This window comes from Thermoflexus sp. (assembly GCF_042408365.1).
Lineage (GTDB): Bacteria > Chloroflexota > Anaerolineae > Thermoflexales > Thermoflexaceae > Thermoflexus.
Genome location: NZ_JBHOQJ010000270.1, coordinates 1 through 11,295, shown reverse-complemented (window position 1 = coordinate 11,295; position 11,295 = coordinate 1). Strand labels below are relative to the sequence as shown.

Sequence of the window (11,295 nt, the reverse complement as noted above, 5' to 3'; positions counted from 1 at the left end):
GGTAGTTACCCAGAGCAAGTTTTCAGACATTCTCTAAAGGAGATGAAGCAGCCATCGGCCCTCGACGTATATAAGGCAGCGCCTAATTGGAGGAGCGGTTCGGATTTTTTGATGATGTGGTTGGCACTCCTCAGAGCCTTGTGCTATAGTTAACGAAGATTTTGGGCTTGCTCTACATTGGGTTATTGCGACAGATCAGCGGGGATGGCCATCCATCTCCCCTAAGACCTTGTGCTTCACCCAATTTTGGTTTTGAGGATTGGGATGGGGCGGCCACGGCCTCACCTCCCTTCGTCCTCTTTTCTCACGACCCCGAGGGCCGTGAGAAAAGAGGCCATCTGCTTGCTTCCCAGGTGTGGCTCCTAAAGGTGCGATTTCACATATAGAATGCCAGTTCAGGAGGGAACGATGGCGGAGGCGCAGGCAATTCCCACGGCGGCGCCAGGGATCACCCGGCGGGAGTTTCTGACCTATGTGTGGGCGGCCTCGATGGCGCTCTTCATGGCGGAGCTGGGGGGGCTCAGCGTCCTCTTCGCCCTGCCCCGCTTCAAAGTCGGCGAGTTCGGAGGGATCTTCCCCTTCGGACGAGCGGGCGAGGTGCTTCCTCGCGTCGGTGAGGGCCCCAAGGAATTCCCCGAAGCCAAGATCTGGTTAGTGAACACCGAGAAGGGGATCCTGGCCATCTACAAAGTGTGCACCCATCTGGGCTGTCTCTACAAGTGGGTACCCAGCAATTTCCGTTTTGAATGCCCGTGTCACGGCTCCAAGTTCCAGCTGGATGGCACTTACATTGAGGGGCCGGCCCCGCGGGATCTGGATCGCTTCGTGATCTACCTGAAGGACGCCAGCGGTCGGGTGGTGGCCCAAACCGATCCGAACGGGGATCCGCTCCCGGTGCCGGATCCGAATTTGATCATCGAGGTGGACACCGGGAAGAAGATCCTGGGCAAGCCCGCCGAGAAGAAGGGAGCATAATTTCGGGAGGGAGATCCGATGGCGTTGCGGTGGCCTGAGCCGATTCCGACACTGCAAAAAGAAGTTCAGCAATACGGATGGCGCCGGGTGATCTTTATGCATCTCGACGAGTTGGTCACCCGGGTGACCGCGGGCATCCCGCTGACGGAGGTGCGCAACATCATCCGGGGCGAGCCACCGCCCCGGCCCAACCCCCGTGTGAAGCCCCACACGGAAGGGTTCATCCTGCACATCAAGCCCTCTTTCTACCACGAGGCAGTGACGAAGCTATATCCCACCTTCCGGTTGGGGCTCCTCAGCTTTTACCTCTTCCTGATCGAGACCATCACCGGCATCTTCCTCATGATTTTCTACACGCCCTCGCCCCTGGTGGCCTATGAGAACATGCTTCGGATCCTGAACAACGTTCCCTTCGGCCAGCTGATGAGGGACATCCACCGCCTGGGGGCGGAGGCGATGGTGGTGGCGGTGATGCTGCACATGTTGCGCACCTTCTTCACCGCCTCCTACAAACGGCCTCGTCAGTTCACTTGGGCGACCGGGGTGATTCTGCTGGTCTTCACTTTATTCCTTTCGTTCAGCGGGTATCTGCTGCCGTGGGACCAGCTCTCCTACTGGGCGGTGACCATCGGGACGAGCATGGCGGAGGCCACCCCACCGCCCGCCCTGGGCCGGATCGTCAACCTGATCCTGCGCGGAGCCCCCGATATCGGGGCGGCGGGGCTGCTGCGGTTCTATCTGCTCCATGTGATCTTCCTACCGCTTCTCCTCTTCTTTGTGTTCTTCGTCCACTATTACAAGGTGGTCCGTCACGGCCTCTCCCTGCCGCCGGAGATGGAGGCGGTGGGCGATGACACCGCGCGCAAAGTCCCGCCGGAGAAGCGGGTGCCTTATATCCCTGACATCGCCATTCAGGAGGCCTTGTGGGGCATCGCCCTGATCGCCTTCCTGGTTATCGGGGCGGCTTTCTTCTACGACGCGCCTTTGGAGCAGCATGCGGATCCCCTCAACACCCCGCTTCACACCACAGCGCCTTGGTATTTCCTGTGGCTCCAGGGGCTGCTGAAGGATCCTTTCCTGCTGGCTCTGGATCGCCTGGGCCTCCCCCGGCCGCCCGCCACGATCTACAACAGCAAGACGATCATGGGTGTGATCCTGCCAGGGCTGATCCTCCTCTTCCTGCTGATCATGCCTTATTTGGATTTCAATATCAGCCGACGTTACAGTCACCGGCGCAAGGCCCTGGTGCTTGGCCTCGTCGGGGTGGCAGCATGGACCATGTTGACCTATATGGGGACGCCGGCCTTCGCGGTGACCTCCTCGGCCGATGTGGAGGTCCTGCAGGAATTCATGCCCCTGAACCCCGACCCGCTGTACGGCGAGGGGAAGGTGCGAACGATCCCTTACGAACAGCTTATCCCAGGCACCTATGACACCCGGAACCTGCAGCCTCCCGCCGATGCGCCCCGGCTGGCCCGGGTGTTGGAGGACTTAAAGCGCCGGATCGAGACGGATCCCCATCTGCCGCAAGGCTACGCCATCGTCCGGATCAGTGAGGTCCAGGCCGGGTTGAAGCGCTTCGAGATCGCGATCTATCAGCTCAAGCTGGATGAGCACAAGAAGCCGGTTCTGGATGCGCAGGGCAATCCGGTTTTCCAGGAGACCAAGCAGGCGATTTATCTCCATCGGGATAGCTTCCATGGGGGCGAGTGAATCCCCCCTCAGGCCGTTATCCCATAACCCAGGGGATGGTCGATCCGCAGCTGTCCCCTGTCTCTTCGTAGAAACATCCTTTTAGACGAACCGCTGGAGGGGTCCATGTTCGACTTGGCGACCCGCCGGATCATTGGCGCAACAGTCTTGATGCTGGTCACGGTGATCACGATTGGCATGGTCTGGCTCACGGAAGAGCAACGTATGGCCCGCTATGAGGCGCTCCATAAAGCGAAAGCGATCGAGAATGGGGCCTTCATTTATGAGCAATATTGCTCCACGTGCCACGGCCCGCAAGGGGAAGGAGTGCCCGGAAAGGGACCTGACCTCAACCCAGGGGTGTTCCGGCACTATGAGGAGCTGAAGAGGACCCAGAACTACGCCAACTCCCTGCGCAACTTCATCAAATTGAGCATCGCCGCAGGCCGGCCGATCCGCAGCACTTATCGGGCGGATGAGGTCTACGCGGAGCCGATGCCCACTTGGTCTCAGGAGTTCGGGGGACCGTTGCGACCGGATCAGATCGAGAACCTGGTGGAGTTCATCCTGAACTGGCAGGCCGCTGGGGCACCGCCCACGCCCACCCCAGCCTTCGAGGCGGTCGGTTCGGACCTCACCCGGCCGCTGCCGCCGGGGGATCCTCAGCGGGGGAAGGCGTTGTGGGACCAGGAGGTGAAACAGGCCAGTGGGGTGCCGGCTTCGTGCAAGGCCTGTCATAGCCTGAAGCCCGGTGAGACGATCGTCGGGCCTTCCCTGGCCGGCATCGCCACGACCGCCGCGCAGCGGATTGGGGCGCCGGATTACAAGGGGCAAGCAAAGACGCCGGAGGAATACATCCGCGAGTCGATCCAGCAGCCGAACGCTTATATTGTGGATCCGAACCAGTTTGCAGCCGCCCCAGGGGTCTCCAAGATGCCGGCCACGCTGGGCAATCAGATGTCGGCCCAGGATCTGGCGGATCTGATCGCCTTCCTGATGACGCTGAAATAGGAGGGCGCACCATGAACGGGGGGCGCGAGCGAAGCTCGTGCCCCCCGTTCATTTCCCCGCTTGGGCAAGAAGCCGCCGATACGTCCCCTGAAGCAGCAGTGCGTCCTCCTCGAGGTTCGGGCTTTCGCAAAGGACACGGCCCCGGCCCCCCATATCGATCAGCGCCCGGAGGAGCTCCTCGTATCGGAGGTCGGCCTCCTTCAGGTTCAGGTGATGGCGTTCCCCTTTCCGGGTGTAGGCGATCCCCGAGACGTGGATGTGGAGTTCCTGGAGCCCTCGGGGGCCCAGCCCGGCCGCCACCCGGCGCAGGGCGTCTGTGAATTCCTCATAGGAATTGAGCGATCCATCTCCTGCCCGCGCATGAAGATGAGCGAAATCGATGCACGGGAGCACCCCAGGGACCTCGCGGGAGAGCTGGATCACCTCATCCAGGGTGCCGAAGAGGGCGGACTTTCCCATGGTCTCAGGGCGCAGGATGACCTCCACACCCTCCTCCCGGAGCTCCTCCACAATCTCCTGCAGACGGCGGCGCACGGTTTCATAGGCGCGCTCCGGCCGGGCGCCCTGATAGGAGCCGGGGTGGAACACGATATCCCGAGCCCCGGCAAGGTAACCGGCTCGGGCAGCGGCCATCAGGCGCTCCCGGCTGGCCCGGTATCCCGACCGATCCTTTGCATTCAGGTTAATGAAGTAAGGGGCATGGACGCTGAGGGCGATCCCCAAAGCCTGGGCAGTTTCACGGATCTGTCGGCATGTCTCCTCCGAGACCCTGACGCTGCGCACCCAGGCTAGCTCCAAGGCCTCCAATCCCAGCTCATGCATGCGCTGCAAGCCCCCGATAGTCCCCCCAGGCCGTGGAGGGGTTGACAGCGGGCTGCCCACGGTGCCGAAACGCAAAGCGCTCTCCATTTCGCCATACCCCCAGGGATAGGTTTAGAGGGGACGGACCGCGATGGATGATCCAGCAGTGGGAACGCGGATCCATCAACCTTCCATTATGATAACTCAGGAGGGGCCTCTCACGCTCGATCACGGATCTTGGGTGCCCGGTCCAGCTCGAGGGAGCTTCCGGCGCTGCGGCCCACTGCCGCTTTGGGGAGGAGAGAGGTGGGCTGTGGGTTTTCGGCGGAGGCGGCGGTCGCGAGGCCTTCAATCCTACAGTTCGCCGCCTGTGTTTCTGTAGGGGCGCCCACCAGGGGTGCCCCTACATCGGGGCTTTTCGCACCGATTGAAATCGTTCTCGTTCGCCCTGCGGCCGATCGTCGGCCTTCGCCGACCGGTCCGGTGCCACACCCAACGAGGGAGGAGAAGTGTCGGCATAAGGCGACATGGGAGGCCCATCATCCCAAACGAACCGAAGCGGCCCGAGCGCCCAGCGCGAGCGCTGTCTGTCAGAACGAACCGTTTCCTGGAAAGCGGCGAGGGGATATCCAGCGCGAAGACCCTGAGCGAGGCAACGCGGGGCAGAGGTCAAGTTTATGAGCGTTACTCTACAGAGAGGATGCGGAAGGTCAGTGTGCCGGCCGGGGCCTCCACCGTGACCGTATCGCCCGGCCGGCGCCCCAACAACGCTTGGCCCAGCGGGGATTCGTAAGAAATCTTCCCATGGATGGGGTCCGCCTCGGCGGGCCCCACTAAAATGTATGTCTCCGGGGAGCTACCATCCTCAGCAATGGTGACCCGGGACCCCAAGCGCACGCGGCCGTCCTCCGAGGACTGGGGCTCGATCACGATTGCGTTGTTGAGGATTGCCTCCAGAGCCCGGATCCGGCCCTCAATAAACGCCTGCTCCTCCTTCGCGGCGTGATAATCCGCGTTCTCCGAAAGGTCGCCCTGTTGGATCGCAAAGCGGAGCCGCTCGGCGATCTCTCGGCGCTTTACGGTGCGCAGATATTCCAGCTCTTCCTCCAGCTGTCGCTTTCCTTCCGGCGTCAGATAGGTCGGTCCAATCGCCGCCATCGCTGAGTGCTCCTGAGACGGCAAGGGTTCCGTGTTGACATTCTCGAGGGCTGGGAGCAGGAGGGCTGCTGAAAATAACCTTTCTGCCCCCCAGATTACGATTTGCCCTCCCCACCCACGACGAAGCTCCTGCTCTCATCGCTCGGGTTGAGGCGATGCAAGGGCTTGATGAAAGGCAACCCCGACGGGCGATGGGCATGGAGCTAGGGGGTGGGGTATAGGAGAACAAAAGAGGCAGGAGCGCAGGATCACTCCTGCCCAAGGACATTTTCAATTATACCAATTGAAACCCGGAAGAACAAGCGACAGGGACGAGGCGCTGAGGGCTGGGCCAGGCGTCCTCAGCCTCCCCCCTGAGGCTCATGGAGCCCTACCTGTCGCAACGCTCGCAGATGAATCGGCTTCAGGACCGCATAGATGAAAGCGTGGGCCGGGGTGGGGATCCCGTGCCGTTGCCCGATGCGGACCACCGCTCCGCTCATGGCCTCGATCTCCAGGAGGCGGCCCGCTTCCACATCCCGCTGCATCGAAGCGGTCGCCGTAGGAGCGAGGCCATCGATGAACGCCATAGTTCGCGGGACCACATCGGGATCCAAGTCTACACCCTCTGCCCGGGCGACCGCCTCGATCTCCCGCATGGCCTGTTCCAGCAACGCCCGGGTCTCCGGGACCTCTCGCCAGGCCCCTACGGGAAGGCGGGTCACGCTGCCCACCCCTCCGATGGCGGCGATGAATAGGAACTTGGTCCACAGCACCTTCCAAATCTCAGCCGTCGCTTCCGCCTCGGCGCCTGCCTCGGCGAAGGCCTGGGCGATCGCCTGGGCCCGCGGAGTGAGCCGGCCATCGAGTTCCCCCACCACAACGCGCCGAAAGGCGCTTTCCTGCCGGATTACCCCAGGGGCTTCCACTTGGGAGACCACCCAGACCGCGCCGGCCAGGGTGTGCTCCGCCCCCACGACGGCTGCGACCTGATGCGGCGCCTCGACGCCGTTCTGGGTCGTCAGCACTACTCCCCTCGGCTCCAACAGGCGGGGGAGCGCCCCCACCGTTTCCGGGATGTGATAGGTTTTCACCGCGTACAGGACCAGATCCGCGGGTGGGGCTTCCTCCGGCCGGTCCGTGGCCCGCACGGGGTGAAGGTGAAAATCCCCGTGGACGCTTTTCACCTGGAGCCCGTGGGCGCGCATGGCCTCCAAATGACGCCCCCGGGCGATAAAGGTCACCTCGTGGCCAGCCCGGGCCAGCAACGCACCGAAGTACCCCCCTAACCCCCCACTTCCGAACACCGTGATGCGCATGGTTTGGATCCCTCCAGTAGTTGCTTCAGTTCTTCGTGGGGTGCGGGCCACCGAAGGCCGCCCGCACCCCACGAAGAAACCCATTTCGCCCTAAAGGGTGATTACGGAGGCCTCGCTTTCCCAAGCGTTAAATCACCGCATCATCTGTGATCTCCAGCCCCCGGTCGATGATCTCGATGCCCTCCAGCAGCTCCTCTTCTGTAATGCAGAGAGGAGGATTCGTGAAAAAGGTGTTCCATCGGATGAACGTGTAGAGCCCGTTCTGGAGGAAGAACTCCCGCAAACGGTTCATGATCCCCATCTCATGAGGCCGGGCGTTGAAGGGAACCAGGGGCTCCCGAGTCTCGCGGTTTTTGACCAGCTCGATCACGCCGAAGAGGCCGATGCTCCGCACGTCCCCCACGCTTGGATGGCGTGCCTTGAGGCGGGCGAGCTCCCGAGCCAAGACCTCCCCCATCCGTCGGGCGTTTTCAATCAGGCGATCCTCCTGATAAACCTGGAGGGTGGCAATGGCCGCTGCCAAGCACAACGGATGGGAATTATAAGTTAAGCCGCTCGGGAAGGGACGATCGCGGAAGAATTCGGCGATGTGCTCTGAGATCAGGACCGCGCCCAGGGGAAGGTAGCCTGAGGTCAGCCCCTTCGCCATCGTCATCAAATCGGGGACCACATTCCAATGGTTCACCGCAAACCATTCCCCTGTGCGGCCAAAGCCACTCATCACCTCATCGCAGATCAACAGGATGCCGTAGCGGTTGCAGATCTCCCGTAGGCCCTGCAAATAGCCGTCCGGGGGAACGATGACCCCGTTCGTCCCGGTGACCGTTTCGATGAAAACCGCCGCAACCGTATGGGGACCCTCGAATTGGATCACGTCTTCGATGTGGTTCAGGCAATCCAGCGTGCACCGCTCCTCTCGCATGCACCAGCGGCAACGGTAACGATAGGGATCGAACACGTGGATCACTCCGGGGATGCCGGGCTCCGCCGGCCAGCGGCGGGGGTCCCCTGTGAGGGTGATAGCGCCCGCTGTGGCCCCGTGGTAAGAGCGGTAACGGGCGATGATCTTATGGCGGCCGGTATATAGGCGGGCGATCTTGATCGCCGTTTCGTTAGCATCCGCCCCGCCCAGCGTGAAGAAGGCTTTCTTCAGATCCCCCGGGGCGATCTCCGCCAGCATCCGGCCCAGACGGGCGCGGGGTTCGGTGGCCATAAAGGGGTTGACATAGGGCAGTCGAGCGGCCTGTTCCTGGATCGCCCGGATCACCCGCTCGTCACCGTGGCCGATATTGACGTTCATCAGCTGCGAATTGAAGTCCAGGTAGCGTCGCCCCCACGCGTCCCAGAAGTAGACTCCTTTGGCTCGGACGACGGGGATCGGAGCGATCGTCTCTTGTGCGGACCATTCATAGATCGTATATTGTCGGCAAAGCGCCACAATCTCCTCAGCGCTCATTCTCTCCATTCTGAATGTCGTTTCGCTCATGGTTGCCTCCCGGTTCAGAATCCTCATCACCTCCCTTGCGTCCTCCCTGCAGCCCTTTGGGCCGTGGACGAAAACGGTTATTGGAGCGGCGCCGGGCGCCGGACGCGCCTGGCTCTCTCTTAAAAGCTGTTCAGAAGGCCATGGCTTCCAGCCGGTTCCTGGGAAAACCGCCTCTTACGTGATAGAATGATAATGACACGATTCGCTTTAGCCAACCCTTGCCAGCATATAGAGGGCCTTTTCCATCGTGGGACCCAAAACATCTTCCGGACACACACCCTTCAGGAGGTGAATCCCTGGATACGCTGGATCTGGCCCATCGGATTGTGGATGCCATCCTCGATAAAAAGGGGATGGATGTCGTGCTGATGGACATTCGAACCCGTGCGACCTTCGCGGATTACTTTATTATCTGCACGGGAACCTCCGAGCGGCAGTTGAAGGCGATTATGGAAGGCGTTGCGGAGGCCACGGCGCGGGGATACCGAGTGGATCCCGCTCGGGTGGAAGGAGATCCGGCCTCGGGCTGGGTGCTGATGGATTATGGGGACATTATTGTGCACATTTTCTCGCCCTCCCAGCGCCGTTATTACAGCCTAGAGTCGCTGTGGCGCGGAGCGCCGATTTTGGTGCGGGCCCAGTGAGCGTAAAACGTATGCCCAAGCCGGAGCACGGCGCTCTGTTTCCTGCGACGAACTGCAGGGTGGCCACTCGGGGGATGTGGGCCACCTTAGGTGACCTGCACCCCACGAAGAAAGCAATTTCCTCCCTCCCTGTGCAGCTTTGCCACACGGGGAGGAAGAAAAGCGGGTGGGGCAATTCCCCTCACCAGGTAGCCCCTTTGAATTGTTGACATTCGGAGCTTGCTACTGTGGAAGGGGTGATGCAACTATTCAGCCCCACGGCCCAAAGGGCCGTGAGGAGGGGGGGATCAAGGGGGTGGGGCCCTTCCGCCGCTTCGCGGGAACTCCGAATGGAACGAGGCCCGGCTGAATAGTTACGGGGTGACCACCCACTGAAGGGCTATGGTGAGGAATCTTCACATGCTCTTGAAAGAGGTCTCAAGGCAAGTTCTTTCATCAGGAGAGAACCAGTGACCTTACATTATGAAGACACCCTGGAGCGTCTGGATCGGATCTTGAAGATGCTTCGCCCTGAGCCGGAGCCTGGGGAGGATGGTGAGGAGACCGTCCTGGAAGGGTTCCCCGTGTTAATTGTGGGACTAGGGAACCCGGGCCCGGAATACGCCTACAATCGTCATAATGTGGGCTTTCGGGTTGTGGATACGTTTGCCCAGGCCCATCAAATGGCCTTCCGGCGGATCCTCCATCAGGCGCTGATCGCTGAGGGGCGCCTTGCAGGCCAGCGGGTGATCCTGGCCAAACCCCAGACGTTCATGAATCTGAGCGGGCGCTCCGTGCGCCCCTTGGTCTCGTATTACCGTGTGCCGCTCAACCGGCTACTCGTCGTATACGATGATATGGACCTTCCGCTCGGGGCCCTGCGGTTGCGGCCCCGGGGCAGCCCGGGCGGTCACAACGGGATGAAATCGATTGTTCAGGCGCTGGGGACAATGGAATTTCCCCGCCTGCGCATTGGTATCGGACGGCCTCCCGGTCATATGAGCCCGGTTGATTATGTGCTCCAGGATTTCCGGTCGGACGAGGAGGAAATCCTGGAAGGGGTGCTTCACCGCGCCGCTCAGGCCATTCGCACGTTTATCGAGGAGGGGTTAGAGGCGGCGATGAACCGCTTCAACGCCCAACCGGCGTTGCGGGCGGGAGAGAAGAAGGGCGAGTAGCTCAGGGGTGAGAGCATCCGCCTTACAAGCGGAGGGTCGCAGGTTCGAGTCCTGCCTCGCCCATGCCGGAGAAGGGGCGCGGATGAGACGCGCCCCTTCTTCGTGAGCTGATCTCAAGGCTTTGCACGTGAGGAGCGCAGAGGCGATATGGAAAGCCGGTATGCTGTTGTGCATTATGCGGAGATCGGACTGAAAGGCCATAACCGGGGCTTCTTCGAGCGAGCTCTGGCCCGACGGATCGAGGAACGCTTACAGGACCTCGGGCCCGCTTTTGTGGAGCGCCTCCCCGGACGGTTCTTGGTCCGGCTTCCACGACCGATCCCGGAGGCGATGTGGGTCGAGCGGTTGCGCACCGTGTTCGGGATTGCCTATTTCGCTCCCGCGATCCCGGCCGCTAAGGATCTAAACACTCTAACGGAGATCGTTCTGCGCCATCTCCCCTCAGAATCCGTTCCCTCGTTCTGCATCCGGGCTTCCCGCGCGGATAAATCCTTTCCGTTCACTTCGCAGGAGATCGAGCGACACATCGGAGCAGCGGTCCAGCGCCAGACCGGTTGGCGGGTAAACCTTTCCGAGCCAGCCTGGGTGGCCTACATCGAGATCGCGACGAATACGGCCCTCGTTTACTTCTCCCGACACCGAGGCCCCGGTGGGCTCCCTGTGGGAGTAAGCGGTCGGGTGGGTTTGTTGCTCTCCGGAGGTATCGATTCCCCGGTGGCCGGTTACTTCATGCTGAAGCGGGGCTGTGAGGTGATCCCTATTCATTTCCACAGCGGACCCTTTGGGGATTGGGCGGCTTCTGAGGCCAAGGCCATGGCCATCGTCCGTCAGATGCGTCCTTACGGGATGCCCTCCTGGTTATATGTGGTGCCGATCGGAGAGCCCCAGCGGGCTATCGTTTTAGCGGCTCCCACGCCCTACCGTTTGATCCTCTACCGCCGGCTCATGGTGCGGGTGGCGGAAGCTCTTACCCGACAGGAGGGTGGGCTGGCCCTGGTGACTGGGGACTCCTTGGGGCAGGTGGCCTCGCAGACCCTGGAGAGCCTGGCAGCGATTGAGGACGCTGCCACCAT

General features: G+C 61.6%; 10 protein-coding genes and 1 tRNA gene. 7 read left to right on the top strand and 4 right to left on the bottom strand.

The genetic code is table 11. The features are described from left to right. Window positions 1–408 precede the first annotated feature (408 nt). The 3 genes from ACFMO5_RS12320 (at window position 409) to ACFMO5_RS12310 (ending at window position 3,678) form a co-directional block, all read left to right on the top strand. Window positions 409–975, top strand: a complete 567-nt coding sequence (locus ACFMO5_RS12320; protein ID WP_376793052.1) for a ubiquinol-cytochrome c reductase iron-sulfur subunit — start codon at window positions 409–411, stop codon at window positions 973–975. An 18-nt stretch (window positions 976–993) separates the two neighbouring features. Continuing rightward, window positions 994–2,688 carry a cytochrome bc complex cytochrome b subunit gene (locus tag ACFMO5_RS12315; RefSeq protein WP_376793051.1) on the top strand — a complete coding sequence of 565 codons (1,695 nt, stop codon included), beginning with the start codon at window positions 994–996 and terminating at the stop codon, window positions 2,686–2,688. Window positions 2,689–2,793: 105 nt separating this feature from the next. Further along, window positions 2,794–3,678: a c-type cytochrome gene (locus ACFMO5_RS12310; protein ID WP_376793050.1), complete on the top strand. Its 885-nt coding sequence runs from the start codon at window positions 2,794–2,796 to the stop codon at window positions 3,676–3,678. 48 nt (window positions 3,679–3,726) lie between these two features. Here the strand turns inward: ACFMO5_RS12310 and ACFMO5_RS12305 are convergent, their stop codons facing one another. From ACFMO5_RS12305 to ACFMO5_RS12290, 4 genes are all read right to left on the bottom strand, one after another. Next, window positions 3,727–4,500, bottom strand: a complete 774-nt coding sequence (locus ACFMO5_RS12305) for a TIM barrel protein (protein WP_376793049.1) — start codon at window positions 4,498–4,500, stop codon at window positions 3,727–3,729. A 663-nt stretch (window positions 4,501–5,163) separates the two neighbouring features. Next, complete coding sequence (gene greA / locus ACFMO5_RS12300) at window positions 5,164–5,637, bottom strand: transcription elongation factor GreA (RefSeq protein ID WP_376793048.1); 474 nt, start codon at window positions 5,635–5,637, stop codon at window positions 5,164–5,166. 341 nt (window positions 5,638–5,978) lie between these two features. Further along, window positions 5,979–6,935 carry a 2-dehydropantoate 2-reductase gene (locus tag ACFMO5_RS12295; protein ID WP_376793047.1) on the bottom strand — a complete coding sequence of 319 codons (957 nt, stop codon included), beginning with the start codon at window positions 6,933–6,935 and terminating at the stop codon, window positions 5,979–5,981. A 127-nt stretch (window positions 6,936–7,062) separates the two neighbouring features. Continuing rightward, window positions 7,063–8,421 (bottom strand): aminotransferase class III-fold pyridoxal phosphate-dependent enzyme, encoded by a 1,359-nt coding sequence (locus ACFMO5_RS12290; protein ID WP_376793046.1) that lies wholly within the window; start codon window positions 8,419–8,421, stop codon window positions 7,063–7,065. 326 nt (window positions 8,422–8,747) lie between these two features. Between ACFMO5_RS12290 and rsfS the strand changes: the two genes are divergently transcribed. The 4 genes from rsfS to ACFMO5_RS12270 all read left to right on the top strand — a co-directional run. Then, window positions 8,748–9,065: a ribosome silencing factor gene (gene rsfS, locus ACFMO5_RS12285; protein ID WP_376793045.1), complete on the top strand. Its 318-nt coding sequence runs from the start codon at window positions 8,748–8,750 to the stop codon at window positions 9,063–9,065. 449 nt (window positions 9,066–9,514) lie between these two features. Next, window positions 9,515–10,222, top strand: a complete 708-nt coding sequence (pth, locus tag ACFMO5_RS12280) for an aminoacyl-tRNA hydrolase (protein WP_376793044.1) — start codon at window positions 9,515–9,517, stop codon at window positions 10,220–10,222. Next, a tRNA-Val gene (locus tag ACFMO5_RS12275) sits at window positions 10,213–10,285 on the top strand. The genes pth and ACFMO5_RS12275 overlap by 10 nt, the downstream gene beginning before the upstream one ends. A gap of 84 nt (window positions 10,286–10,369) precedes the next feature. Continuing rightward, a partial coding sequence (locus ACFMO5_RS12270; protein ID WP_376793043.1) for a tRNA sulfurtransferase occupies window positions 10,370–11,295 on the top strand: 926 nt, incomplete at its 3' end.

Excerpts from the sequence above, each read along its gene's own strand:
- ACFMO5_RS12290 (WP_376793046.1), bottom strand. The coding sequence starts at position 8,421 with ATGAGCGAAACGACATTCAGAATGGAGAGAATGAGCGCTGAGGAGATT.
- ACFMO5_RS12320 (WP_376793052.1), top strand. The coding sequence starts at position 409 with ATGGCGGAGGCGCAGGCAATTCCCACGGCGGCGCCAGGGATCACCCGG.
- greA (WP_376793048.1), bottom strand. The coding sequence starts at position 5,637 with ATGGCGGCGATTGGACCGACCTATCTGACGCCGGAAGGAAAGCGACAG.
- ACFMO5_RS12310 (WP_376793050.1), top strand. The coding sequence starts at position 2,794 with ATGTTCGACTTGGCGACCCGCCGGATCATTGGCGCAACAGTCTTGATG.
- ACFMO5_RS12305 (WP_376793049.1), bottom strand. The coding sequence starts at position 4,500 with ATGCATGAGCTGGGATTGGAGGCCTTGGAGCTAGCCTGGGTGCGCAGC.
- ACFMO5_RS12295 (WP_376793047.1), bottom strand. The coding sequence starts at position 6,935 with ATGCGCATCACGGTGTTCGGAAGTGGGGGGTTAGGGGGGTACTTCGGT.
- ACFMO5_RS12315 (WP_376793051.1), top strand. The coding sequence starts at position 994 with ATGGCGTTGCGGTGGCCTGAGCCGATTCCGACACTGCAAAAAGAAGTT.